The sequence below is a fragment of the Curvibacter sp. PAE-UM genome, assembly GCF_001432305.1.
Classification (GTDB): Bacteria; Pseudomonadota; Gammaproteobacteria; order Burkholderiales; family Burkholderiaceae_C; genus Hylemonella.
Genome location: NZ_KQ483358.1, coordinates 1,258,087 through 1,282,976 on the forward strand (window position 1 = coordinate 1,258,087; position 24,890 = coordinate 1,282,976).

Sequence of the window (24,890 nt, forward strand, 5' to 3'; positions counted from 1 at the left end):
CGCCCATGAGCGAACCCACGCCCGAGCAGGAGATCGCGCGGCTGCAAGCCGAGCTGCACGACGCGCGCGCCGCACTCGGCGACTTTGCCTACGCGGTCTCGCACGACCTGCGCGCCAGCCTGCGCCACATCATGTCCTATGCGGCTTTGCTGCGCGAGGAGGCCGGGCCCGTGCTGCCGGGTGAAGCGCTGAGCTACCTGGAGACGGTCCACGGCGCGGCCCGCACGCTGGGCCAGCAGATCGACGGCCTGATGAGCTGGTCGCAGCTGGACCGGGTCGAACTGCAGGTGCGCGAGTGGGAGGTCGGCACCCTGTTGGCCGAGGCGCAGGCCCAGCTGGCCGAGTTGTGTGCCGGCCGCCGCATCGAATGGCAGGTGCAGGAGGGTTTGCCGATCGTCATCGGGGACGGTGCGCTGCTGCGCCAGCTCTTTGTGCACCTGCTGTCCAACGCGCTCAAGTTCACGCGTCCGCGCGACACAGCGGTGATCGAGGTCGGTGCCGAGGTGAGACCCGAGGGCTTGGCCACCCTCTGCGTGCGCGACAACGGCGTGGGCTTCGACCCGGTGCGCCAGTTCAAGCTCTTCCATGTCTTCCAGCGTCTGCACAGCGCCAGCCAGTTCGAAGGCCTGGGCCTGGGGCTGGCACTCGCGCGCAAGATCGTCGAACGCCACGGCGGCAGCATCCGTGCCGAAGGCGCCCTCGACGCCGGCTGCACCGTCAGCTTCACGCTGCCGTGTGCCATGGGCGCGCCCGTTTGAGCCGAGCCTGGCGGGTCCGGCCTGGCTAGGATTTCGCCGGCAGCGGCACGCGCGTGCCGAACTTGCTGCGTTTCACGCTGAAAAAGGCTTTCACGTTGCGCACATTGGCGTCGCTGGTGAACAGGCGTTGCGCCAGCGCCAGGTAGTCCGGCATGTCGCGCGCGTGCACCACCAGCACGAAGTCCGGCCCGGGCGAAACGCGGTAGCACTGCTGCACCGCCTCGTCGGCTGCCACACGCAACTCGAAGGCCGTCTGCGCCTCTTCCCCCTGGCGCTCCAGCGTGATCTCCACGATGGCCTGCAGGCCGTGGCCCAACAGGGGCGCGAGCTGGTCCGTGCTGAGGATGGCGACCTGCTTCTCGATCAGGCCGCCATCGACCAGGCGCTTGACGCGCCGCAGGCAGGTGGGCGGCGAGATGTGGGCCAGCGCGGCCAGGGCCTGGTTGCTTAGGCTGGCGTCTTTCTGCAGGGCGTCGAGCAGCAGCAGATCCGTGGCATCTATGGTGATTGATTCCATTTGTTTATTATTTTTGAAATATTTGGTCTTGTCATGTGGTTTATGAAATTTAAGTTCATAAACCACAAAAAATCAATGAGATATTTTTTATTACTGCTTCTACCATCGCCCCATCGAGTTCAGGAGACACCTCTATGTGTGGCATCGTCGGCGCCGTTTCCAATCACAACATCGTCCCCGTGCTGGTCCAGGGCCTGCAGCGCCTGGAGTACCGCGGTTATGACTCCTGCGGTGTGGCCGTGCATGCGGCTGGCGGCCTGCAGCGCGCGCGCAGCACCTCGCGGGTGGCCGAACTGGCCGAGCAGGTGGCCCGCGATAACGTGACCGGCTACACCGGCATTGCCCACACCCGCTGGGCCACGCATGGCGTCCCCGCCGTGCACAACGCTCATCCCCACTTCAGCCAGGGTCCGGGCGCCGACACGGCCCAGCGCGCGGCGCGTGTGGCCCTGGTGCACAACGGCATCATCGAAAACCATGACGAACTGCGCGCCGCCTTGCAGAAGAAGGGTTACGTCTTCGTCAGCCAGACCGACACCGAGGTCATCGCCCACCTGATCGACTCCATCTACGAAGGCGACCTGTTCGAGGCCGTGAAGGCTGCCACCAAGCAGCTGCACGGCGCCTACGCCATCGCCGTCTTCCACAAGGACGAGCCGCACCGTGTGATCGGCGCACGCGCCGGCTCGCCGCTGATCCTGGGCGTGGGCAGCGATGGTTCGCATTACCTGGCCAGTGATGCCATGGCCCTGGCCGGCGTGACCGACCAGATCGTCTACCTGGAAGAAGGCGACGTGGTGGATCTGCAGCTGGGCAAGTTCTGGGTGGTGGGGCGCGACCACAAACCCGCGCAGCGCGTCGTCAAGACCGTGTTGGCCCACAGCGGCGCGGCCGAACTCGGCCCCTACCGCCACTACATGCAGAAGGAAATCTTCGAGCAGCCGCGCGCCATTGCCGACACGCTCGAAGGCGTGGAAGGCATCGTGCCCGAGCTGTTTGGTGACGGCGCTTACCGCGTCTTCAAGGACATCGACAACGTGCTCATCCTGGCCTGCGGCACCAGCTACTACAGCGGCTGCGCCGCCAAGTACTGGCTGGAGAGCATTGCCAAGATTCCCACGCAGGTCGAGGTGGCCAGCGAATACCGCTACCGCGACTCGGTGCCCAACCCGCGCACGCTGGTGGTCACCATCAGCCAGTCGGGTGAGACGGCGGACACCCTGGCCGCCTTGCGCCACGCGCAAAGCCTGGGCATGGCGCAGACGCTGACCATCTGCAATGTGGCGACCAGCGCCATGGTGCGCGAGTGCAAGCTGGCCTACATCACGCGCGCAGGCGTCGAGATCGGCGTGGCTTCCACCAAGGCCTTCACCACGCAGCTGGCAGGCCTCTTCCTGCTGACGCTGGCGCTGGCCCAGGTGCGCGGGCATCTGAGTGACGAAGACGAGGCGCAACACCTCAAGGCCATGCGCCACCTGCCCGTGGCCCTGCAGGCCGTGCTGGCGCTGGAGCCGCAGGTCATGAGCTGGGCCGAGGACTTCGCCCGCATGGAGAACGCGCTCTTCCTGGGCCGTGGCCTGCACTACCCCATCGCGCTCGAAGGCGCGCTCAAGCTCAAGGAAATCAGCTACATCCACGCCGAGGCTTACCCCGCGGGTGAGCTCAAGCACGGCCCCCTGGCCCTGGTGACCAGCGCCATGCCCGTGGTCACGGTGGCGCCCAACGACGCGCTGCTGGAAAAACTCAAGAGCAATCTGCACGAGGTGCGCGCGCGTGGTGGCGTGCTCTACGTGCTGGCCGATGCCGACACCCGTATCGAAAGCGGCGAAGGCCTGCACGTGATCCGCATGCCTGAGCACTACGGGGCGCTGTCACCCCTGCTGCACGTGGTGCCGCTGCAGTTGCTGGCCTATCACACGGCCTGCGCGCGGGGGACAGATGTGGACAAACCGAGAAATCTGGCCAAGAGTGTCACCGTCGAATGACGGGAAAACTCTGGGTGTCGCGTAGCGACAGCGCCGCAGGCGCGCCAGGCTTCTGGGTTTGGATGTCGCTCACTTCGCGCAGCGAAGTTATGCGACAGCACAAGCCGCGTAATCTCGCCAAGAGTGTGACGGTCGAATGACCGCGACGCGTCAGCGCCGCCTCAGATAAACATAACGCCCATGCACCGGACGTTGCTGGTCAAAGCGTATGGCTTCTTCGTGGCTGCTCACCAGGTCGTAGCCATGCCGCTGCGCGAGCTCCTGCAGATAGGCGGGTGAGTGGGCGTAGCGCAGGCTGGGCAGCAACTGCACGGTTTGCCCGGGCGCAGCGTCCTCCACGGTGAAGGCCAGCCAGCTACCCTTACGCATGCGGGTCGCCAGCAGGCCAAAGACCTGTTCCAGCGCGCCGACGTAGATGAAGACGTCGGCGGCCAGCACCAGGTCATACGGTTCCTGCGCGGCGGCCAGGAAGTCGTGGATGTCGCCGACATGCAGCGCGTTGTAGATCGCGCGTTGCCTGGCCTTGTCGACCATGGCAGGCGCCAGGTCGATACCCACCAGGTGATCCACGCGTGAGCGCACATGGGCGCCGCACAGGCCGGTGCCGCAGCCCAGATCCAGTGCCCTGGAGAAGTGCGCGCCGGCCTCGGGCGGCAGGCGGTCGACGAGCAGCTGGTGGCCCTGGTAGCCCAGCTGGCCCACGAGGTGCGCGTCGAATTCCTCGGCGTACTGATCGAAGAGTTGCCTGACGTACTGCTGAGGGGGCGTGGGGACGTCGGCCTGTTGCGTCACGGCAGCCAGAAAATAGGCCACCACCTCAGGATCGGCGCCGTTGTCCAATGCCCGCTGGAAACAGGCTGCCGCCTGTTCGAACTGGCCGGCTTCGCGGTACAGGCTGCCCAGTTCGGTCAGCGCGGCCGTGTGTTTGGCATCGCGCTCCAGGGCCTCCTGGTAGGCGCGTATGGCATCGGGAATGCGGCCCTGCCGTGCCAGGCACTGCGCATACTGGGCACGCAGCGTGGCCGATGCTTCACCCAGGGCAAAGCAGCGCTCGAAGCTGCTGGCGGCTGCCTCGAAATGTGCGAGTTCCAGCTGGGCTTCGGCCAAGGCCAGCCAGGCGCCCAGTTGTTCCGGCTCGGCCGCCAGCGTGTCGCGCAAGAGGGGCTCCGCTTCGGCATAACGCTTGAGCCTGACCCGGGCGATGCCCAGGTTCTGCATCACCGAGACACGCCCCGGGGCGAGTTCCAATGCCCGCTCGAAATGGCCTTCGGCCGCCTGCCAGTCGCCGGCTTCCAGGGTGTGCAGGCCTTGCAGGAAAGAGGCCTTGGCTTGTTCGAGATGGTCTGCGCTCATGCCGGAATTATCTGGTGCCCCGGACGCAGGAGACGCCTGATCGCACCACGGCTATCGTTTCATGCGGGTTTACCCGGGCGCTCATCCATCGCATGATGATATGGAATAGGACGTAATCGGCATTGGACCCAGACCGCTGACGTTTCTAAACTCAGAGCTTGCGACGCAGCCAGCACCCCTCTACACGAACAATGGCCACAGATAGCAAACAGGCATTGCTCCTCCACTGCGAGTTCCCAGGTCCCTGAGGCCTGGGCCAGCGAGTCTATTCATCACCATGCCTGACGTCTCCACCTCCCAGCCCCGCGGTTTTGTGATCGACCGCAAGGACGGCCGCCCGCAATTGCCCGGCAGCCTGCACACCAACCGTCGCCTCTCGCAATGGCTGGGTTTCGATGAGCCCGGCCGGGTGCATGTGTACACCGGCAAGGTTGAACTGGGGCAGGGCATCCTCACCGCGTTGATGCTCATCGTGGCCGAAGAGCTGGACGTGCCGCTGGAGAGCGTGCGCATCCGCAGCGCCAGCACCGCGATAGGCCCCGATGAAGGCGTGACCTCGGGCAGCCTGTCGGTGCAGGACAGCGGTGGCGCCTTGCGCCAGGTCTGTGCCGAGGTGCGTGCCATGGCTCTGCAACATGCGGCGCTGCTGACCGGCCAGAGCGCCGACACGATAGAGGTGCAGGCCGGGCGCTTCTGCACCGCGCAGGGGCAGGATCTGGGTGACTACACGACCCTGCTCAAGGGCGTGGATCTCAACATCGAGTGCGCGGGCGCGGCACGGCCCAAGACGGCCGCGCAGCGCAGCCTGCTGGGGCAGGCGCGCCCCGAGCGCATCGATCTGGCCGACAAGGTGTTTGGCCAGGCCCGTTTCATCCAGGACCTGCGCCTGCCCGGACTGCAACACGGCCGCGTGCTGCGCCCGCCCACACTGGACGCCACGCTGGCCCATTGGCCGGCAGACGAGGCGGCGGCGCTGCCGCCCGGTGTGCGCTGCTGGGCCGACGGACGTTTCATCGCCATCGTTGCGGCCACTGAGCGCGATGCCGAGACGGCAGCCACCCGACTGGCGGGCAAGATCAAGTGGCAGGCCGGTGCACCCCTGCCCGACGTACATGCGCTGGACGCTTTTCTCACGTCGGCCCCGCACGAGACCACGAAAACGGCCGAGCGCGGTGAAACCGCCTGGCCCAGTGACGGCCTGCAGCACCACGCGGTCTACCTCAAACCCTATCTGGCGCATGCCTCCATCGGCACCTCCTGCGCGCTGGCGCTATGGGACGGCAAGCGCCTGGAGGTCTGGACCCACAGCCAGGGCATCCACAACCTGCGCGACGATCTGGTCAAGGCCCTGGCCCGCGAAACCACGCCCGTGGCCAAGGAAGACATCGTCGTTCATCACGTCGAGGGCTCGGGCTGTTACGGCCACAACGGCGCCGACGACGTGGCCTTCGATGCCGTGCTGATGGCCCTGCGCTGCCCAGGCCAACCCGTGCGCGTGTTGTGGTCGCGCGCGGACGAGCTCACACACAGCCCGCTGGGTGCCGCGCACCGCGTAGCGCTGCGTGCCCGGCTCGATGACACCGGTCAACTGAGCCACTGGCAACACGAACTCTGGGCCAACGGCTACAGCTCGCGCCCGGGCCGTGCGCCCGTGCCGGCCCTGCTGGCCGCCAGTGAGCGTGCCGACGCCACGGCCCTGCCCCTGCCCATCAACCCGCCGCTGGCCGCCGGCGGTGGTGCCGAGCGCAATGCGGTGCCGGCGTATGGGGTGCCCAATCTCCAGGTCATCCACAACCGCCTGACCGTGATGCCCCTGCGCACCTCGGCCATGCGCGCGCTGGGCGCCTATGCGAATGTGTTCGCGATCGAGTCCTTCGTCGATGAACTCGCGCTGCAGGCCGGTGAGGCGCCGCTGGCTTTCCGCCAGCGTCACCTGGAAGACCCGCGCGCGCTGGCGGTGCTGCAGGAAGTGGTGCAGCGCTCCACCTGGTGGGGCCGGCGGGCCGAAGAACCCGAGGGCATAGGCCACGGCCTGGCCTGGGCACGCTACAAGAACACGGGGGCCTGGTGCGCGGTGATTGCGCGTGTGCAGGTGGACGAACAGGTGCGTGTGCTCAACCTCGATCTCGCGGTCGATGTGGGCATGGTGGTGGACCTCGATGGCGTCATCAACCAGATCGAAGGCGGCGCCGTCCAGAGCGTGAGCTGGACGACCAAGGAGCAGGTCACCTTTGACCGCGAGGCCATCACCAGCAACGAGTGGCTGAGCTACCCGGTGCTGCGCTTCAGCGAGGTGCCTGAGGTTCGCGTGCACGTGATCGACCGGCCCGACGAACCCCCGCTGGGTGCTGGCGAAGCCGCCCAGGGCCCGGTGGCCGCGGCGCTGGCCAATGCCGTGTTCGACGCCCTCGGTGTGCGTGTGCGCGAACTGCCTTTGACCCCCGACACGCTGCTGCGTGCCGTGCATGCCGCGGAGGCCGCATGAGCGAAAAGAAACAGACCATGTTCCACGTCAACCAGCAGCCTGTCCACTTTGGTGGCGACGAGAAGGCTACCTTGCTCTCGGTGCTGCGTGATGAATTGAACCTGAGCGGTCCCAAGTTCGGCTGCGGCCAGGGCGAATGCGGCGCCTGCATGGTGCTGGTGGACGGCCAGCCGCAGACCTCCTGCAATCTGCCGGTCTGGTCCATCCAGGGCCGGCAGGTAACCACACTCGAAGGCCTGGGCACGCCGGCCCAGCCGCACCCGGTGCAAACCGCTTTCATCGAAGAGCGCGCCGCCCAGTGCGGTTACTGCGTGGCCGGCATCATCACTTCGGCCTGCGCGCTGCTGGCGCGTAACCCTCAGCCCAGCCGCGACGACATCGTGTTGGGCCTGGAAAAACACCTCTGCCGTTGCGGCGCCCAGACGCGCATGGTGCGCGCCATCGAGCGCGCAGCAGCTTCCCCCATTTTCAAAAAATCCTGACCCTTCACCCATGCTCAAGAACTGGCTCTCCCCCAAAACCCACGCCCAAGGCTGCAACGGCTTCTGGTTCTGCAGCTGCGCGGGCCTGCCCATCGTGCCCGGCGGGGGCGGTGGCAGCACCACCGCCACGGGCCGCGCGCCGGTGATCATCCGCGGCAAGCGCGCACGCACGGTGGACGCGCACGCGCACTGCTACTTCCAGGCCGGCCTGGACCTCATGGGCGCCGAGGCCAAGGGCGTACTACCCCCGGTCAAGGGCGTGCCCGAGCACTTTTTGCAGATGGACCAGCAGCTGGCCGCGCGCTTCGAGGCCATGGACGCCATGGGCATCGACCTGCAGGTGCTGAGCATCAACCCCTTCTGGTACAAAAAAGATCGCGAGACCGCCGAGGCGATCTGCCGCGTGCACAACGAGAGCTTTGCCGAGCTGTGCGCGAACCACCCCAAGCGCCTGGCCGCCTTCGCCTCGCTGCCCATGCAGTTCCCCGAGCTTGCCGTGCAGATGCTCGAAGAAGCCGTCAAGAAACACGGCCTCAAGGGTGCAGCCATCGGCGGCAGCGTGGCCGGTGACGACTTCGCCAATCCGCAATACCACCCCGTGCTGGCCAAGGCGCAGGAACTGGGGGTGATGCTTTTCATCCACCCCCAGAGCACGCCCGAGCTGGCGGCCCGCCTCAAGGGCAATGGCTGGCTGTCCAACGTCATCGGCAACCCGCTGGACACCACCATCGCGCTGCAGAAGCTGATCTTCGAAGGCGTGTTCGACAAATACCCCGAGCTCAAGGTGCTGGGTGCCCACGGCGGCGGCTTCCTCGGTTCCTACGCGCCGCGCATGGACCGCAGCTGCTTCGTCTCGCCGCAGAATTGCAACCCCGAGATCGTGCTGAAGAAGAAGCCGACCGAGTACATCCGGCAGATCTACTTCGACTCGCTGGTCTTCACGGGTGAGGCGCTGCGCCACCTTGCAGCCGAGGTGGGCGCGAGCCAGATCATGATCGGCACCGACCACCCCATCCCCTGGGTGGAGGACCCGGTGGGCCACGTGATGGCCACCCCTGAACTCAGCGACGAAGACCGCCTGGCCATCCTCGGCGAGAACGCGATCCGCGTGCTGGGGCTCACGGTCTGAAGGCCGGCGGCCCACCCTCTACATACAACCACGAAGGAGACACCATGAAACAACTTTCCACCTGCACGCGACGCTTCGCGCTCACCTTGGCCGCCGCGGCCGGCCTGACCCTGGCCGCCCCCGTGCTGGCCCAGAGCGGCTATCCCAACAAGCCGATCCGCATGATCGTGCCGCTGGGCGCGGGCAGCGCGGTCGATGTGGCGGCGCGCCTGCTGGCGCAGAAGATGTCGGAGAACATGGGCCAGGCCATCGTGGTCGAGAACATCACGGGTGCTGCGGGCATCATCGGTGCCGACCGGCTGGCCAAGGCCGCGCCGGACGGCTACACCATCGGCGGCTTCAACGACAGCGTGCTGACCATGGTGCCCAACCTGAACAAGAACACGCCGTTCAACCCGGTCACCGACTTCGCCCACATCTCGCAGGTCGCCACCATCGAGTTCAGCGTGGCCGTGCCCGCCGACTCCAAGTACAAGACCGCCGCCGAACTGGTGGCCGCAGCCAAGGCTGCGCCGGGTCAGATCACCTATGCCTCGGGTGGCAACGGCAGCCCGCAGCACCTGGGCGGCGCGCTGTTTGCCGCGCACACCGGCATCGACATCAAGCACGTGCCCTACCGCGACGCCAGCCAGGCGGCCCAGGGTGTGGCCGGCAACCAGGTCGACATGACGGTGCAGGGCATCGCCACGGTGGCCGCCCTGGCCAAGGGCGGCAAACTGCGCCTGGTGGGCGTGATGGCCGATGCGCGCCAGCCCGAGTACCCGGACACCATGACGCTCAAGGAGCAGGGCATCCAGGGTTTCGACTTCAGCACCTGGTTTGCACTGACCTCGCCCAAGGGCACGCCCAAGGAGATCGTCGAGCGCCTGCAGCGTGAAGTGGTCAAGGCGCTGGCCGACCCCATGGTCAAGGAGCGCTACGCCGGCCTGGGCCTCCGGCCCAACGGCACCACCCCGGAGCAGCTGACGGCGCTCGTAGGGAACCAGCTGGCCCGTTACGGCAAGGCCATCCGCGACAACAACATCAAGGCCGAGTAAAACGCCGTCACAGCATGCGCCGTGCAGGCGCATGCTGTGGCCAGGCCTGCGGCAAAGACGGTGTCCGCCCGTCAGGGTTTCTACGCAAGAGCATTTCCCTAGTAAGAATACGGACGCACTGACCTAAGATTCCGGCTTCGTTGGGTTAGTTGATTCATATAAAAATGTTCAGTGCTGCGACCAGATTCCTCTCCACCATGCAGGAGAGGCTCAATCCTTTGCGCGACGACACCGTTGTTGCCGCATTCCATATTGACGACATACGCCAGGCTATGCTCAAGTGCCTGGACGCGGAGTGCGCCGAGCGTTTTCCGCAGGTCGAGCGACGCATCCTCATGGCGTCCAATGTGCCGGCCCTGTGGTTCCTGCGGCCCGAACTGCTGATGGCGGTGGCGACACGCTGCGGCGAGCAGGCTGCGCACCAGGTGGTCGACGAGATCTCGGCCATGTTCGAAGGCCTGCTGCCCAAGAGCCTGAACTCCAGGCCGAGCCGGTTGCAGCGCTGAGGCAGCGGCGCAGCGGCAGGCTGCTTTCGACCTGTGGGCCGGTTGTATTGGACAGACCTTTTTTTCTAGCGGCTGCTTAATGCCAGAGGACCTGTAGTCGATCTCTGAAAGATGCGCGGTGGGCAGTATGCGGCGGCCTGGCTTTTAGGACTGCGTTGCCTGCTCAGAGGCTGGAGCTGCCTAATGGTTGAAACCCGGGCCCGCGCGTGCGGCAGCGAAGCTGACACGCGCATGCACCAGACTGGGCAGGCGTAGCGTCATTCGGCCGGAGAGGGGCTTCTTGCACTCTTACCCGCGTGCCGAGTTGTCCACCGCGTCACAGAAAGCGCTTTCTTCGTCAGAGCCGAGCATGGCGCGGGTGCCGGAATTCGTCCGATGAAGCACTCGTCTCCGTCGCAGTACTCCACCTTGGCGGTGTAGCCCTTGTAGGTATTTGCGTTCGTTGTGTCACTCAGGCCAATGCCACCTTCAACCGCTTGCCCGCCCGGGTGGCGAGGGTAATGAGCATGTCCAGGCTGAACTTATCCCACTTGCCACGCACCAGGTCGCTCACCCGCGACTGCCCAATACCCAACTGCTCAGCCGCTTGCACCTGGCTCCAACCCCGCTCTTCGATCAGCAGCCGCAGCCGCCCCATCAAGTGAGCGCGCAGCGCCAATACCGCCGCCTCGCCAGGCGCAAAGCCCAGGTCGGCAAACACATTGCCGCTCGATGCGGTCACTTGCGCATCAGGATCGATTTTCTTTCGTGCCATGCTGCACTCCAAACAGTTCGTATCGTTTCGCTGACGAGTCAATGTCGGGTTGTGCCGTCTTGGGCGTGGTCTTGTAAAAACAATGCAGCACATACACCGCATCAGCATGCTTGGCGACATAGATCACACGCCACTGGCCTTGCGTCTTCACCCGCATCTCATAGGCACCCGCACCCACTGTGGGCATGGGTTTGAAGTCCGACGGCATCAGACCCAGTTGAACCTGCCACAGCTCAAACCCCGCCTCACGCTTGGCATTCAAAGGGAAGTTTGCCATAGCCGTTTGGCTGTCTCCCACGAACTTAAGCGTTTCATGCCATGCCGACATTTATCCAAATACGATGATATCGAGTCAAGCTCGATATCAGCATGAGGCTCATCATTTACGGAAACGGAAGGCGCAAGCCATGGCAGCTTTCACGCCGCCAGCCGCTGGTCAGACCACCTTGCCGGAAAACTACGCTGCAACCCTGATCCCGGTGATCGCGGCGAACTGGCAATAGGAGTCCTTCGACTCAGGCAGATCCCAAGGGCGCCCGGCCACCAGCCGGGCGCCCTTGTTTTTGGCTGAAATGAGCTAAAAAGTCCAGCAATGACCGGTTGAGCGACATTCCACGGGGTTTCGGAGCGCCCAAGCCCCAAGTTTTTTGAAAATAGGCCTAAATAAGCCCCCATTTCTGCCGTTAACCAATGTACGTAACAGGATAAAAGCCTCCCGCTTCCGGGCTGAGGTGAATAGCCATCATGCAACTACCTAACATTGAGCGAACAGCCATCCGGCCGGCCGGCTCGGAGGTAGTTGCGCCTGCCGCTGCCAGGGTGATCCCGGTGGCGCCGGTGAATCCGCCGGCGCCCGTGCAGGAGTCTGCCGGCGTGGTGAACGACATCAACCCCGTAGTGCAGGCCCAGGCCAACCAGGCGGCCGCCAAGGCCGACCCGCTGCAAGGTGGCAGCCAGGCCGACAACTCGTCCAAGGACTGGACGCAGCGCAAGGAAACCGTGGCCCGGCAGGAAGAGGCGCCGCCCAAGGAACCCCTGTCCAAGATGCTGATCGACCATATGCACGCGGTCTGGAGCGCCAGCGCGCGCGTGGTCGAGATCTGGATGCAGAACAACCCGGCCCAGAATCCGGGTGTGAACCAGCAGATCCAGGCGCAGAGCCAGGCCGCCAGCCGCAATGCGGATCCCATGGCCACACCAGGTGTGATTGCCAAGGAAGTGCTGACTTATTCGCCGAACCGGATCAAGAAGACCGAGAAGCCGGAGTAAGCCGGGCCCAGCAAGGGCCGCACGGTTCCTGCCAAGGGGGCGATACCATAGGCTCATGCTGCACAAGACCGCCCTCGTCCTTTTCTCCGGCGGGCAGGATTCCACCACCTGCCTGGCCCACGCCCTCAAGACTTACGAGCGCGTCGAAACCATCGCCTTTGACTACCGCCAGCGCCACCATGTGGAGCTGGAAGCCCGCGTGCAGGTGCTGGCCGAGATCCGTCGCCAGTTCCCGCACTGGGCGCCCAAGCTGGGCCAGGACCACATGCTGGACCTGGCCGTGCTGGGCGCCGTGAGCGAGACATCTCTCACGCGCGAGACCGCTTTCAAGATGGAGTCCAGCGGCCTGCCCAACACCTTCGTGCCCGGGCGCAACCTGCTGTTCCTCACGCTGGCCGCTGCCGTGGCCTACCGGCGCGACCTGCAGGTCATCGTGACGGGCGTGTGCGAGACCGATTTCTCGGGTTACCCCGATTGCCGCGACGACACCATGAAGGCCATGCAACTGGCGCTGTCACTGGGCATGGACAAGCGCTATCTGATCGAGACGCCGCTGATGTGGATCGACAAGGCCGACACCTGGCGTTTGGCCGAGGCCCTGGGCGGCAAGGCGCTGGTGGACCTGATCGTCGAGCACACCCACACCTGCTACCTGGGCGACCGCGCCCACCGCCACGCCTGGGGCTACGGCTGTGGCACCTGCCCGGCTTGCGAGCTGCGCGCGCGGGGGTGGGAGCGCTACCGGGCAGGTGGCGCGACGACTTAAGCCTGCTTCAACTCGAAGCGCGCCACGGATTCGTCGCTGGACTTTTCCAGTGTCCAGGTGTGGTCGTGGAAAGCGGCCACGGTCTGCCGGTGTGCTATTGAAACAATAGCGCCGTTGCCGGCCTTCACCAGTTCGATCAGCTTGCGGTAGAGGGTCTTCTCGGCTTCCTCGTCCAGCGCGCTGGTGGCTTCGTCGGCAAAGATCCAGGCTGGCTTCTTCAGGAACACGCGCGCCAGCGCCAGGCGCTGCAGTTCGCCCCCCGAGAGTTTCTGGCCCCAGGCGTCGATTACGTCGAGCTGGTCCACCAGTTGCGGCAGCAGGGCCTCGCGCAGGGCCTGTTTCAGCGTTTCCTCGTCATAGTTCCCGGCCGCTTCGGGGTAGGCCAGGGCATCGCGCAGGCTGGCATTGGGGAAGTAGGGGTGCTGCGGGATGAACATGCTGGACGCGGGCAGCGTCACGTGGCCCGAGGCCAGCGGCCAGATGCCGGCGAGTGCGCGAAACAGCGTGGACTTGCCGCTGCCCGAGGGACCGCGCAGCAGGATGCTGTCGCCCGCCCTGACCTGCAGTGCGGTGTGCGCCAGCAGGCGGCTGCCCGTGGGCAGGTCCAGCGAGAGGTTGCTGACCTGCAGGCCGCTGCCGTTGCCGGGCTCGTGGTGCAGCTTGGCGGGGCGGCTGGCGGCCACGATGGCGGCCTCGAAATGCGTCAGGCGGTCGGTGGTGGCGCGCCAGGCCGCGAGGTTGTCGTAGTTGTCGATGAACCAGGAGAGCGAGTCCTGCACACGGCTGAAGGCCGAGGCGATCTGCATCATGGCGCCGAGCTGGATGGCGCCGCTGAAGAAACGTGGCGCCGCCACCAGGAAGGGGAACACCGAAGAGGCCTGGTAGAAGGTGGAGGTGAACATGGTCAGGCGCTTCTTGGCGTCGATCAGCTGCAGATAGTTGCGCAGCACATGGTCGAAGCGCAGCTTGAGCTGCTGGTTCTCCACCGCCTCGCCGCGGTCCAGGGCGATGGCTTCGCTGTACTCGCGCACGCGCACCAGGTGGTGGCGGAAGTCGGCCTCGCGGCGCTGCTGCTCGTAGTTCAGCGGGATCAGTTTGCGGCCCACGTAGTGGGTGAGCACGGTGCCCACGGCGCAGTAGAGGATGGCCACCCAGAGCATGAAGCCGGGGATGGCGAATTCCGTGCCGCCCCAGTTGAAGGTGAACTCACCGCTCAGGGCCCACAGGATGCCCACGAAGCTGATGAAGGTCACCACCGCGTTGAGCAGCTCCATGCTCAGGCTCACGGTGCGGGTGGTGAAGAGGTTCAGGTCTTCCTGCACGCGCTGGTCCGGGTTGTCGGGTGACTGGTCGGGCGCCAGCTGGGCGTAGCGCGTGAGTTCCAGGTGGTAATAGACCTGATGGCCGAGCCAGCGCTTCACGTAGTGGCGCGTCATCCAGGCACGCCAGCGGATTTCCAGCTGCTGGGTCAGGTAGAACTTGTAGACCGCGATGATGATGTAGATGAAGGCCAGCACCGTGTAGCGCAGCAGCTGCTCCAGGAACACGGGGTAGTTCTTTTCCTGCAGCGCGTCGTAGAAAAAGCGGTTCCACTCGTTGAACAGCACCAGCGTGTAGACGAAACCGAGGTTGAGTCCGATGATGGACGCGAGCAGGGCGCGCGCCTTCCATTTCTCCTCGGACTTGAAGTAGGGCAGCGACAGCGCCCAGGTGCGGACGAGGAAGGTCTTGAACTCCGCCGCCTTCTTGAGCAGGGACATGAATGTGCCTCGCGGAAAAATCAGGGGTTGGAGACGCCGCTGGCCACATGTCCCGAGGGCACGTGCTGTGCAGCCGATTCGATGTGGCCGGTCTGGTCGTCGAAGAAGAAATCGGGTTCGAACTCGCGCAGGAACTCGCCCTTGGGCAGGCCGCCCAGGAACATCGCCTCGTCGACCTCGATGTGCCAGTCCATCAGGGTGCGGATGGCGCGTTCATGCGCCGGGGCGCTGCGTGCCGTCACCAGCGCGGTGCGGATGCGCATGCTGGGTGTGCCCTCCTGCTGCAACCGGTGCAGCGCGGCCAGCAGGGGCTTGAAGGGGCCGGCCAGCAGGGGCTGGTGCGCCTTGTCGCGCTCGTGCTGCTGGAAGGCGTTGAGCCCTTCGGCCTGGAACACGCGTTCGGCCTCGTCGCTGAACAGCACAGCGTCGCCGTCGAAGGCGATGCGCACCTCGTGCGGGTGGTTGTCCTGGGCGCGCACCGAATGCGTGGCCACGGTGGCCGCCGGAAAGCCCTGGGCCAGGGCCGCGCGCACGTCCTCGGGGTTGGCCGAGAGGAAGAGGTTGGCGTGCAGGGGCTTGAGGTAGCGCCAGGGCGACTGGCCGCGCGTGAAGCTGCCACGCTCGATGGGCAGGCCGTAGTGCTGGGCCGAGCGGAACACGCGCATGCCCGAGACCGGGTCGTTGCGCGAGAGGATCACCACCTCCACGCGCTGGGCGTTGCTGTCGTTGAAGGCCAGCAGTTTTTTGACCATGGAGAAGGCCACGCCGGGCTTGGCCGGTTCGTCGAGCTTGTCGAGCTGCAGCTTCATGTAGGCGCGGTCCTTGTGCGGGCCGTGGCCGTGCTCGAAGACCTTGTTCTCTTCCTCGAAGTCGAACAGGGCCCGCGAGGAAATGGCGACGACGAGCTTGCCGTCCAGTGATGCACCCATGGTGTCTGCCCTTTGTTATTGCCGGATTTCAGGCGGCCCAGCGTGCCAGCAGTTCCACGTCTTCCGGGAAGAGCTGGCCTTTTTCGGCCTGCAGCAGCCGGCCGTCGCGCCCGCGGATCAGGGTGATGGGCAGGCCCCTGGGTTTGGGCAAGACACGATGGATCGCCGGGGTGACGAAGCCCACGGGGAAGGTATAGCCCTTTTTTTTCAGATAGGCCAGCGCGTCTTCGGGCTTGCGGTCGATGGACAGGGTGAGCAGCTGCAGGCCCTTGCCACCCAGGGCGCGCTGTGAGTCCCAGAGCTTCTGCATCTCCGGGCTTTGCAGCGCGCAGAAGGGGCAGGTGCTGGCCCACCAGTAGATGGCCAGCACCCGGCCTTCGGCCTGGGCCGGGCGGAACACCGTGCCGTCGAGCAGCGGCACGTCGGGCAGGACCAGCGGCGTGCCCACGGAGGGCAGAGGGCCGGCCTTGGCCTCGACCCCGGGCGAGGAGGGCGCGGCTGCGGCAGTCTGCGCTCCTGCGGACCGGCCCAGGGCCAGGCTGCCGGCGAAGAGGGCGCTGCCGGCGACCAAGTGTCTGCGTTGCGGATTCATGCCGATGATCTTAGCGCCTGACCAGGGCGGCGCCATCGGGGTGAGCCCTCAGGCCCGGCGGCGCGCCAGCAGTTGACCACCGCGTACGGCCACGGTTTCGCCCTCGGCCAGCGCCAACCAGGGTTCCTGGCTCAGCGGCACGCTGGCCAGCAGCAGCACCTGCTGGTAACCGCAGCCCACGCAGACGCCATCGGCCAGCAGCGGCTCGCTCTCCTGTGCGCAGCTGCGCTGCAGCCAGTGCAGGCCCGGTGGGGCGATGCGCCCGTCGGCCTGGGTGCGGCGGTGGCTGTGGGCAAACAAGGTCTCGCCATCGGCGTAGAGGAAATTGGCCGGACCGTAGGCCTGCAGTTCGGCCGCAAAGCCGGCGACGGCGTCGAGCCGCTCCTGCAGGCCGGGCGTGCCTGCCTGCCACAGGGGTGCCAGACGCGCCAGCAGGGCGCAAAAAGCATGTTCGGAGTCGGTGTCGCCGACCGGCTCGAAACGTCCGGGTGTGTAGCGTGGGTCAGCGGCCAGGCCGGGCAGATCGCCATTGTGGGCAAAGACATGGCTGCGACCGCCGAGTTCACGCACGAAGGGCTGGGTGTTGGCCAGCGTGCGGGCGCCACGCGTGGCATGGCGGATGTGCGAGATGGCCAGTGTCGTGGGCGGCCCTGCGCTGGCGAGCTGCCTGGCCAGGGGGCTGTCGCTGGCCGGCCCGGCTTCACGGTGCAGCACCACCTGGCGGTCTTCGTACCAGGCCACACCCCAACCGTCGCGCGCGCTGTGGCCGGGCGTGCTGTGTCCGGCCAGCGCCGTGAGCGAGAAGCTCAGGCGGGTGGCCTGCCGGCTGGAGATGGCAAGCAGTTCACACATGCGGTGTCGGGTTCTGGTGGCGATCCAGACAGGATGGGAGGGTCCACTATACACTTGGGGGTATCCTGGGGCGATCCCATCCACGATGCAGCCATGATTCCGATCAAGACCGAATCCGCCTGGCGCGGCACCTCCGATTGCCGCAGCTGCGGCATCCGCGACATGGTGCTGTTCGCCGACCTGAACGAGCAGGATTTCGGCATGATCCATGCGCCGATCGACGATCTCGAATTCGCAGCCGGCGAGGCGCTGTACACCGAGGGATCGCGGGCCCAGGGGATCTACACGCTGCGCCGCGGCATGATCAAGCTGGTGCGGGTCACGGCCGACGGGCGCCAGCGCATCGTGCGCGTACTGCGGCCGGGCGACGTGGCGGGGCTGGAGGCTCTGGGCGGCGGGCATTTCGACTGTGATGCCGTGGCCCTGACCGGGATCGCCGTCTGTCGCATTCCGCTGGAGGTGATCCACACCCTGGGCGCGAGCAGCCCGCGCCTGCACCTGCGGCTGATGCAGAAGTGGCAGGGGGCGCTGAAGGACGCCGACGACTGGCTGGCCGACCTGAACTTTGGCACGGCGCGCCAGCGTGTCTCCAACTTCATTCTCAAGATGCGCAGCCCGACCGACGGCCATACCGTCACCCTGTTCGCGCGCGACGACATGGGCGCCATGCTGGACCTGAAGCTCGAAACCGTGAGCCGCGAGGTCAGCCGCCTGGTGCGGGAAGCGGTGATTGAGCCGCTGGACAAGCAGGGCCGCGTCTACCGCCTGCACGAGCCGCAGCGCCTGCTGCAGGCGGCCTGATCGGGCGCGGGGCGCTCAGGCCCAGGAGTCGATCAGCGGCTCGGCCTGTTCGATCAGGAATTTCTTGAACGATTGCGCCGCGGGCGAGAGCTTTTTCTGGCTCAGGTGGGTGACGTACCACTTGCCGACGATGGGCATGCCGCTGATGTCCAGCAGGGCCAGGTGGCCGGCGGCCAGTTCGTGGCGCACCGTGCGCATGGAGAGGAAGGCCAGGCCCATGCCGGCCATGACGGCCTGCTTGATGGTCTCGTTGCTGGGCATCTCCATGGCCACCTTGATCGGCATCTCGTACTGCTCGAACAGGCGCTCCATGGCCGCGCGCGTGCCGGAACCCTGCTCGCGCACGACAAAGGGGTGGTCCTTGAGGATGTCGAAAGCCATGCGCTTGCGGCGCACCAGCGGGTGGTCCGGCGGCGCCACGATGCCCAGCGGGTTGCTGGCAAAAGGCGTGGCCTCGCAGTCGAGGTTGGCCGGGGCGCGCCCCATGATCACCAGATCCAGCTCGTTGCGCGAGAGCATGCCCAGGATGTTGTCGCGGTTGTCGATGTGCAGCGCGATGTCGATGCCCGGCATCAGCCTGGTGAAGCGCACCAGCAGCATGGGCACGAAGTACTTCGCGGTGCTGACGATGCCCAGTTCGATGCGGCCTTTCTTGGCGCCCACATGCTCGGCCATGCTGGCTTCCAGGTCCTTGAGCTTACCCAGGGCGGCGATGGCGTGGGTCAGGAACTCCAGACCGGCATGCGTGAGCTGGATGTTACGGCCGACCGGTTCTATCAGCGAAAGGCCGAAGGCCTCTTCCAGCTGGCGGATCTGCATGGACACGGCGGGTTGCGTGACAAAAAGGCGTTCGGCTGCCCGGGAGACCGATTTTTCGCGGGCGACTTCAATGAAGGTCTGCAGCTGCTTGAGCGTGTAGTTGCGCATGAACTCGAATCAGTAAATACTGATATTAACTAGAGCAAATATTATATTTTATTGATGGGTTGCTTCAGGCTGGCGGTGCGGCCGGGTCCATGCGGATATGGCGGCCGAACTGCCCGGCCAGGAAGACCTCGCCGCGCTCGAGGATGAAGTAGCGGAAGGCCTCGGCTGGCGGCGACAGCAGCTTGGACAGGGTGTGCACCACGTTCCAGGCGCGCACCACCGGGCTGCCCTCGACTTCCAGGATGGACAGCAGCTGGTTGTCCAGTTCCAGGCCGATGGTGTGCAAGGAGAGGAAGCTCAGGCCCATGCCGGCCATGACGGCCTGCTTGATGGTTTCGTTGCTCGACATTTCCATGTTCACCTTGGGCTCGAAATGGGCCGCCTCGAAGAACTTCTCCATGGCCGCACGCGTGCCCGAGCCCTGCTCGCGCACGATGAAGCTGTAGGGCTGCAGGGCTGGCACCGTCAGGTGGCCGCGCCGCAGCAGGGGGTGGTCCACCGGTGCCACGAAGACGTGCGGGTGGGCAGCAAAGGGCTCGGCGCGCGTGGCCATCTCCTTCGGGGGGCGGCCCATGATGGCAATGTCCACCTCGTTGCCCTGCAGCATCTGGATCAGCCGTTCGCGGTTGCCGACGATCAGCTTGACCTCGATGCCCTCGTGCTCACGCTGGAACTCGGCCAGCAGGCGCGGCAGGAAGTACTTGGCCGTGCTGACCATGCCGATGGTCAGCGTGCCCACTTCCAGCTTCTGCAGGCGCGCGGCGGCGTCCTCGGCGTCCTTGAGCGTGGCGAGGATCTTGCGCGCATAGACCAGCATGTATTCACCCGCCGTGGTCAGCGCCACCTGACGGCCGCTGCGCTCGAACAGCGGCAGGCCGACATGGCCTTCGAGCTCCTTGATCTGCATGGTCACGGCCGGCGGCGACAGGTGCAGCGCCTGCGCAGCCTTGCTGAAGCTGAGCTGGCGCGCGACCTCGTTGAACACCCGGAGTTGGCGAAAGGTGGCGTTCTTCATTAAGCAATCACTTAATCAAAAGCAAATAAAGTTTGAATTTACCTTATTTCCAGATTTTCTTATATTTCATCCCATACCAGCTTTCATCCCCCTCAGGAGCAATTGATGAGCGACTCGACCCAGATCACCGATGCCAAGAAGCGCTACAGCGCAGGCGTCCTGAAATACAAGCAGATGGGCTACTGGATGCCCGACTACGTGCCCAAGGAGACGGACACCATCTGCCTGTTCCGCATCACCCCGCAGGAGGGCGTTGATCCGGAAGAGGCCGCCGCCGCCGTGGCCGGCGAATCCTCCACCGCCACCTGGACGGTGGTATGGACCGACCGCCTGACCGCCTGCGACAGCTACCGCGCCAAGGCCTACAAGGTGCAGCCGGTGCCGAACAACCCGGGCCAGTATTTCGCCTGGGTGGCCTATGACCTGATCCTGTTCGAAGAGGGCTCGATCTCCAACATGACGGCCAGCCTGATCGGCAACGTGTTCTCGTTCAAGCCGCTGAAGGCCGCCCGCCTGGAAGACATCCGCATCCCGGTGGCCTACCTCAAGACCTTCAAGGGCCCGCCGACCGGCCTGGTGGTCGAGCGCGAGCGCCTGGACAAGTTCGGCCGCCCCCTGCTGGGCGCCACCACCAAGCCCAAGCTGGGCCTCTCCGGCCGCAACTACGGCCGTGTGATCTACGAAGGCCTCAAGGGCGGCCTGGACTTCATGAAGGACGACGAGAACATCAACTCGCAGCCTTTCATGCACTGGCGTGACCGTTTCCTGTATGTGATGGACGGCGTCAACAAGGCGCAGGCCGTGACCGGCGAGGTCAAGGGCAGCTACCTGAACGTGACCGGCGCCACGATGGAAGACATCTACGAGCGCGCCGAGTTCGCCAAGGAGCTGGGTTCGGTGGTGATCATGCTCGACCTGGTGATCGGCTGGTCCGCGATCCAGTCCATGGCCAACTGGGCCCGCAAGAACGACATGATCGTGCACATGCACCGTGCCGGTCATGGCACCTACACCCGCCAGAAGAACCATGGCGTGTCCTTCCGCGTGATCGCCAAGTGGCTGCGCATGGCCGGTGTCGACCACCTGCATACCGGTACCGCCGTGGGCAAGCTCGAAGGCGACCCGATGACCGTGCAGGGTTACTACAACGTCTGCCGCGACAGCTACACCAAGACCGACCTGCCGCGCGGCCTGTTCTTCGACCAGGACTGGGCCGACACCAAGAAGGTCATGCCGGTGGCTTCGGGCGGCATCCACGCCGGCCAGATGCACCAGCTGATCGACCTGTTCGGCGACGACGTGATCCTGCAGTTCGGCGGCGGCACCATCGGCCACCCGCAGGGCATCCAGGCGGGTGCCGTGGCCAACCGCGTGGCGCTCGAATGCATGGTCAAGGCCCGCAACGAAGGCAAGGACATCAAGAACGAAGGTCCGGAGATCCTGAAGAAGGCCGCCCAGACCTGTGGTCCGCTCAAGGCCGCGCTGGACACCTGGGGCGACATCAGCTTCAACTACCAGTCCACCGACAGCAGCGACTTCGCCGTCACGCCCGCCGTGGCCTGAAACCACGCATACAGGAGAACCGAATCATGATGAGCAACCCCACCGGCCGCCTGACCCAGGGCCAGTTCAGCTTCCTGCCCGACCTGAGCGACGCCGAGATCACGCTGCAGATCGAATACGGCCTCAAGAAGGGCTACGCCTGGAGCGTGGAATACACCGACGATCCGCACCCGCGCAACACCTACTGGGAAATGTTCGGCATGCCCATGTTCGACCTGCAGGATGCCGCCGGCGTGCTGATGGAAGTGAAGAACTGCCGCAAGGCTTTCCCCAGCCACTACATCCGCCTGATGGCCTTCGACTCCACCCGTGGCGTCGAGTCCATCGTGATGAGCTTCATCGTCAACCGGCCCAAGGACGAGCCCGGCTTCATGCTGGAGCGCCAGGAAATGCAGGGCCGCTCGCTGCGCTATACCACGCGCGGTTACGGTGCCGACAAGCCCGAAGGCAAGCGCTATTAATCAAGTAGCAGATCAGCCCTGGTGTCACAAGCACCAGGGCTGACGCGACAGGACAGCTTCGATCTATGAGTGCCCCCAGCTATTCCATTCCCGGCGTCGTGGCGGCCGCCCCCGCGGGTCAGGCCGACACGGCTGCCGATGCCACCGCCTCCATGGCGATGGTGGACAGCGGCGCGCGCAGCGTGGCGCAGGTGCTGGCGCAATCGCAGGTCGAAGATGTCTTGGCCGAGCTGGAGCGCGATCTGGTCGGCCTGGCGCCGGTCAAGGCGCGCATCCGCGACATCGCCGCGCTGCTGGTGATCGACAAGCTGCGCATCAACCTGGGGCTGACCAGTCAGGCGCCGAGCCTGCACATGAGCTTCACCGGCAACCCGGGCACGGGCAAGACCACGGTGGCCATGCGCATGGCGCAGATCCTGCACCGGCTGGGTTATGTGCGCAAAGGCCATCTCGTTGCCGTCACGCGTGACGACCTGGTGGGCCAGTACATCGGCCACACGGCACCCAAGACCAAGGAAGTGCTCAAGAAGGCGATGGGGGGGGTGCTCTTCATCGATGAGGCTTATTACCTCTACCGCCCCGAGAACGAGCGTGACTACGGGCAGGAGGCCATCGAGATCCTGCTGCAGGTGATGGAGAACCAGCGCGACGATCTGGTGGTGATCCTGGCCGGCTACAAGGACCGGATGGACACATTCTTCCAGTCCAACCCCGGCATGTCCTCGCGCATCGCCCACCATCTGGACTTTCCCGACTACTCGGTGGGCGAGCTGATGCAGATTTCCGGGAAAATGCTGGGGACGCAGAATTACCGCTTCGGCCCCGGTGCGGCCGAGGCCTTCGACCGGTACCTGCAATTGCGCATCAGCCAGCCGCATTTCGCCAACGCACGCAGCGTGCGCAACGCGCTGGACCGGGCCCGTCTGCGCCAGGCCAGCCGCCTGTTTGCCGAGCGCGACCGCGAACTGACCCGGGACGACCTGACGACCATCGAGGCGCAGGACATCCTGGCCAGCCGATTGTTTAAAACCGAGTGAGGTTCACCATGACCCAGCCCACGCTACAAGCCCTGATCTTCGACGTCGACGGCACCATTGCCGATACCGAGAGCCTGCATCTGGAGGCCTTCAACTACGCCTTCAATGAGCTGGACCTGGGCTGGCACTGGGACGCCGCGCTGTACACAGAGCTGCTGGAAGTTTCCGGCGGCAAGGAGCGCGTGCAGCATTACTGGAAGCAGATCAACCCCGACATCAAGGCCATCGATTCCCAGGGCGTCCAGGACACGGTCAATCGCATCCACGAGCTCAAGACCGCCTACTACGAAGGTGCCATCAACGCCGGTGCCGTCGGCCTGCGCCCGGGCATCCTCGAACTGTTCGATGAAGCCGCTGGCGCCGGCGTGCAGCTGGCCATTGCCACCACCACCTCGCCGGTCAACATCGCGGCCCTGCTGCGCCGTGCCATGGGGCCGGGCTGGCGCCACGCCTTCGCGGCCATTGGCGACGGCTCCACGGCACCGCTGAAGAAGCCGCACCCCATGGTCTACGTACAGATCCTGCAGACCCTGCAACTCGATCCGCGGGCCTGCCTGGCCTTCGAGGACTCTGGCAACGGCCTGAAGGCTGCCACCCTGGCCGGCCTGGCCACGGTGATCACGCCCACGCAGTACACGCGCCACCACGATTTCAGCCGCGCGATGCACGTGCTGCCCGACCTGGGCAACGTGCACCTGGCCGATCTGCGGTTATGGCACCAGGCGCACTGGTCCGGCGAACGTCTCCTGACCGTCGATCAATAAAGAGAAACCTCCATCATGCCGCTGTCCAAACGCACCACCCTGACCCAGTTCCTGATCGAGGAGCGCCGTCGTTTCCCGGATGCCCGGGGCGATTTCAATGCGCTGATCCTCGACGTGGCGCTGGCCTGCAAGGCCATCGCGCGCGCCGTGGCCTTCGGCGAACTCGGCGGTGTTCTGGGCAACCAGGCCAGCGAAGCCGGAGGCTCTGTCAATGTGCAGGGCGAGACGCAGAAGAAGCTCGACGTGTTGAGCAACGACCTGTTCACGCACCTCAACGAGTGGGGCGGGCACCTGGCGGGCATGGCATCCGAGGAGATGGACCTGCCCTACCAGATCCCGGCCAAGCAGCCGCGCGGCAAGTACCTGCTGGTGTTCGATCCGCTCGATGGTTCCAGCAACATCGACGTCAACGTCTCGGTGGGCAGCATCTTCTCCATCCTGCGTGCACCGCAGGAGGTGGTGGCCAGCGGCCGCGACGTGACGGAAGCCGACTTCCTGCAGCCCGGCACGCAGCAGGTGGCGGCAGGTTATGCGCTCTACGGCCCCACCACCATGCTGGTGCTGACGGTGGGCAACGGCGTCAACGGCTTCACGCTCGACCCCAACCTGGGCGAGTTCATGCTGACGCACCCGCAACTGCAGATTCCGGCCGATACCCAGGAATTTGCCATCAACGCGTCCAACAGCCGTTTCTGGGAGTCGCCGATCCGGCGTTATGTGGACGAGTGCCTGGCCGGCAAGACGGGTGCGCGCGGCAAGGACTTCAACATGCGCTGGATCGCCTCCATGGTGGCCGAGGCGCACCGCATCCTGATGCGCGGCGGCGTTTTCATGTACCCCAAGGACAGCAAGGAACCGGCCAAGAACGGTCGCCTGCGCCTGCTGTACGAGGCCAACCCCGTGGGCTTCATCATGGAGCAGGCCGGTGGCCGCGCCAGCACCGGTCGCCAGCCCATGCTGGCGGTGCAGCCGAGCTCGCTGCACCAGCGCATCGGCCTGGTGTTCGGCTCGAAGAACGAGGTCGAGCGCATCGAGCGCTACCACGCCGAGCCCATCGCGATCGAGAACGAGAGCCCGCTGTTTCACGAGCGCGGTCTGTTCCGCGTCTGAACCTCGTTGCCGCGCAAAGAATTCTTAGCTCCAGGAGA

Annotated in this window: 25 protein-coding genes and 1 pseudogene; 15 read left to right on the top strand and 11 right to left on the bottom strand. The window is 65.4% G+C overall.

The window, feature by feature from the left end; translation table 11 throughout:
- Positions 1-5 precede the first annotated feature (5 nt).
- A complete protein-coding gene (locus tag AO057_RS06130; protein ID WP_057674795.1) occupies positions 6-758 on the top strand; it encodes a sensor histidine kinase in 753 nt (250 codons plus the stop codon).
- Positions 759-783: 25 nt separating this feature from the next.
- Here the strand turns inward: AO057_RS06130 and AO057_RS06135 are convergent, their stop codons facing one another.
- Positions 784-1,275 carry an Lrp/AsnC family transcriptional regulator gene (locus AO057_RS06135; RefSeq protein ID WP_057674796.1) on the bottom strand — a complete coding sequence of 164 codons (492 nt, stop codon included), beginning with the start codon at positions 1,273-1,275 and terminating at the stop codon, positions 784-786.
- Positions 1,276-1,409: 134 nt separating this feature from the next.
- Here AO057_RS06135 and glmS point away from each other — a divergent pair, with 134 nt between their 5' ends.
- Positions 1,410-3,260 (top strand): glutamine--fructose-6-phosphate transaminase (isomerizing), encoded by a 1,851-nt coding sequence (gene glmS / locus AO057_RS06140; RefSeq protein ID WP_057674797.1) that lies wholly within the window; start codon positions 1,410-1,412, stop codon positions 3,258-3,260.
- A 150-nt stretch (positions 3,261-3,410) separates the two neighbouring features.
- Here the strand turns inward: glmS and AO057_RS06145 are convergent, their stop codons facing one another.
- Positions 3,411-4,613 (bottom strand): tetratricopeptide repeat protein, encoded by a 1,203-nt coding sequence (locus AO057_RS06145; protein ID WP_057674798.1) that lies wholly within the window; start codon positions 4,611-4,613, stop codon positions 3,411-3,413.
- 277 nt (positions 4,614-4,890) lie between these two features.
- Here AO057_RS06145 and AO057_RS06150 point away from each other — a divergent pair, with 277 nt between their 5' ends.
- The 5 genes from AO057_RS06150 (at position 4,891) to AO057_RS06170 (ending at position 10,252) form a co-directional block, all read left to right on the top strand.
- The gene (locus AO057_RS06150; protein WP_057674799.1) at positions 4,891-7,098 is read left to right on the top strand and encodes a xanthine dehydrogenase family protein molybdopterin-binding subunit; all 2,208 of its coding nucleotides are present in this window, start codon (positions 4,891-4,893) and stop codon (positions 7,096-7,098) included.
- Positions 7,095-7,580: a (2Fe-2S)-binding protein gene (locus AO057_RS06155; RefSeq protein ID WP_057674800.1), complete on the top strand. Its 486-nt coding sequence runs from the start codon at positions 7,095-7,097 to the stop codon at positions 7,578-7,580. The genes AO057_RS06150 and AO057_RS06155 overlap by 4 nt, the downstream gene beginning before the upstream one ends.
- Before the next feature lie 10 nt (positions 7,581-7,590).
- Positions 7,591-8,709, top strand: coding sequence for an amidohydrolase family protein (locus AO057_RS06160; protein ID WP_057674801.1), 1,119 nt, complete (start codon positions 7,591-7,593; stop codon positions 8,707-8,709).
- 44 nt (positions 8,710-8,753) lie between these two features.
- Positions 8,754-9,746: a Bug family tripartite tricarboxylate transporter substrate binding protein gene (locus tag AO057_RS06165; protein WP_082605431.1), complete on the top strand. Its 993-nt coding sequence runs from the start codon at positions 8,754-8,756 to the stop codon at positions 9,744-9,746.
- A gap of 197 nt (positions 9,747-9,943) precedes the next feature.
- A complete protein-coding gene (locus AO057_RS06170) occupies positions 9,944-10,252 on the top strand; it encodes a hypothetical protein (RefSeq protein ID WP_156404478.1) in 309 nt (102 codons plus the stop codon).
- 180 nt (positions 10,253-10,432) lie between these two features.
- On the opposite strand, the pseudogene AO057_RS18500 reads toward AO057_RS06170, so the two are convergent.
- The 3 genes and pseudogenes from AO057_RS18500 to AO057_RS06180 form a co-directional block, all read right to left on the bottom strand.
- A pseudogene (locus AO057_RS18500) lies at positions 10,433-10,522 on the bottom strand (toxin-antitoxin system HicB family antitoxin); the annotation flags it as partial.
- A 181-nt stretch (positions 10,523-10,703) separates the two neighbouring features.
- Entirely contained in the window at positions 10,704-11,006 is a 303-nt protein-coding gene (locus tag AO057_RS06175) for a helix-turn-helix domain-containing protein (RefSeq protein WP_057674803.1), read from the bottom strand.
- Positions 10,981-11,334 carry a type II toxin-antitoxin system RelE/ParE family toxin gene (locus tag AO057_RS06180; RefSeq protein ID WP_057674804.1) on the bottom strand — a complete coding sequence of 118 codons (354 nt, stop codon included), beginning with the start codon at positions 11,332-11,334 and terminating at the stop codon, positions 10,981-10,983. The genes AO057_RS06175 and AO057_RS06180 overlap by 26 nt, the downstream gene beginning before the upstream one ends.
- A gap of 416 nt (positions 11,335-11,750) precedes the next feature.
- On the opposite strand from AO057_RS06180, the gene AO057_RS06185 reads away from it, so the two are divergent.
- The gene (locus AO057_RS06185; RefSeq protein WP_156404479.1) at positions 11,751-12,275 is read left to right on the top strand and encodes a hypothetical protein; all 525 of its coding nucleotides are present in this window, start codon (positions 11,751-11,753) and stop codon (positions 12,273-12,275) included.
- A 58-nt stretch (positions 12,276-12,333) separates the two neighbouring features.
- On the top strand, positions 12,334-13,041 hold the full coding sequence (gene queC / locus AO057_RS06190; RefSeq protein ID WP_057677190.1) for a 7-cyano-7-deazaguanine synthase QueC: 708 nt from the start codon (positions 12,334-12,336) through the stop codon (positions 13,039-13,041).
- On the opposite strand, the gene AO057_RS06195 is transcribed toward queC, so the two are convergent.
- Genes AO057_RS06195 through AO057_RS06210 form a run of 4 tightly spaced genes read right to left on the bottom strand, consistent with a single transcriptional unit; the run spans position 13,038 to position 17,174 of the window.
- Entirely contained in the window at positions 13,038-14,801 is a 1,764-nt protein-coding gene (locus AO057_RS06195) for an ABC transporter ATP-binding protein/permease (protein ID WP_057674806.1), read from the bottom strand. The two genes, queC and AO057_RS06195, sit on opposite strands and share 4 nt — an antisense overlap.
- Before the next feature lie 20 nt (positions 14,802-14,821).
- A complete protein-coding gene (locus tag AO057_RS06200) occupies positions 14,822-15,730 on the bottom strand; it encodes a 5'-nucleotidase (RefSeq protein WP_057674807.1) in 909 nt (302 codons plus the stop codon).
- 28 nt (positions 15,731-15,758) lie between these two features.
- Positions 15,759-16,322: a TlpA disulfide reductase family protein gene (locus AO057_RS06205; protein WP_082605630.1), complete on the bottom strand. Its 564-nt coding sequence runs from the start codon at positions 16,320-16,322 to the stop codon at positions 15,759-15,761.
- 48 nt (positions 16,323-16,370) lie between these two features.
- Positions 16,371-17,174: a class II glutamine amidotransferase gene (locus AO057_RS06210; protein ID WP_057674808.1), complete on the bottom strand. Its 804-nt coding sequence runs from the start codon at positions 17,172-17,174 to the stop codon at positions 16,371-16,373.
- 93 nt (positions 17,175-17,267) lie between these two features.
- Between AO057_RS06210 and AO057_RS06215 the strand changes: the two genes are divergently transcribed.
- Positions 17,268-17,975 carry a Crp/Fnr family transcriptional regulator gene (locus tag AO057_RS06215; RefSeq protein ID WP_057674809.1) on the top strand — a complete coding sequence of 236 codons (708 nt, stop codon included), beginning with the start codon at positions 17,268-17,270 and terminating at the stop codon, positions 17,973-17,975.
- Between the two features lie 15 nt (positions 17,976-17,990).
- Here the strand turns inward: AO057_RS06215 and AO057_RS06220 are convergent, their stop codons facing one another.
- Both AO057_RS06220 and AO057_RS06225 read right to left on the bottom strand, forming a co-directional pair.
- Positions 17,991-18,902: a LysR family transcriptional regulator gene (locus AO057_RS06220; protein WP_057674810.1), complete on the bottom strand. Its 912-nt coding sequence runs from the start codon at positions 18,900-18,902 to the stop codon at positions 17,991-17,993.
- A 64-nt stretch (positions 18,903-18,966) separates the two neighbouring features.
- The gene (locus AO057_RS06225; protein WP_057674811.1) at positions 18,967-19,917 is read right to left on the bottom strand and encodes a LysR family transcriptional regulator; all 951 of its coding nucleotides are present in this window, start codon (positions 19,915-19,917) and stop codon (positions 18,967-18,969) included.
- A gap of 105 nt (positions 19,918-20,022) precedes the next feature.
- Here AO057_RS06225 and AO057_RS06230 point away from each other — a divergent pair, with 105 nt between their 5' ends.
- From AO057_RS06230 to AO057_RS06250, 5 genes are all read left to right on the top strand, one after another.
- A complete protein-coding gene (locus AO057_RS06230; RefSeq protein ID WP_057674812.1) occupies positions 20,023-21,480 on the top strand; it encodes a form I ribulose bisphosphate carboxylase large subunit in 1,458 nt (485 codons plus the stop codon).
- Between the two features lie 26 nt (positions 21,481-21,506).
- The gene (locus AO057_RS06235) at positions 21,507-21,941 is read left to right on the top strand and encodes a ribulose bisphosphate carboxylase small subunit (RefSeq protein WP_057674813.1); all 435 of its coding nucleotides are present in this window, start codon (positions 21,507-21,509) and stop codon (positions 21,939-21,941) included.
- Positions 21,942-22,006: 65 nt separating this feature from the next.
- Positions 22,007-22,978: a CbbX protein gene (cbbX, locus tag AO057_RS06240; RefSeq protein WP_082605433.1), complete on the top strand. Its 972-nt coding sequence runs from the start codon at positions 22,007-22,009 to the stop codon at positions 22,976-22,978.
- A gap of 8 nt (positions 22,979-22,986) precedes the next feature.
- The gene (locus AO057_RS06245; RefSeq protein ID WP_057677193.1) at positions 22,987-23,742 is read left to right on the top strand and encodes an HAD-IA family hydrolase; all 756 of its coding nucleotides are present in this window, start codon (positions 22,987-22,989) and stop codon (positions 23,740-23,742) included.
- A gap of 15 nt (positions 23,743-23,757) precedes the next feature.
- Positions 23,758-24,852 (top strand): class 1 fructose-bisphosphatase, encoded by a 1,095-nt coding sequence (locus tag AO057_RS06250; RefSeq protein WP_057674814.1) that lies wholly within the window; start codon positions 23,758-23,760, stop codon positions 24,850-24,852.
- The last annotated feature ends 38 nt before the right edge of the window (positions 24,853-24,890 follow it).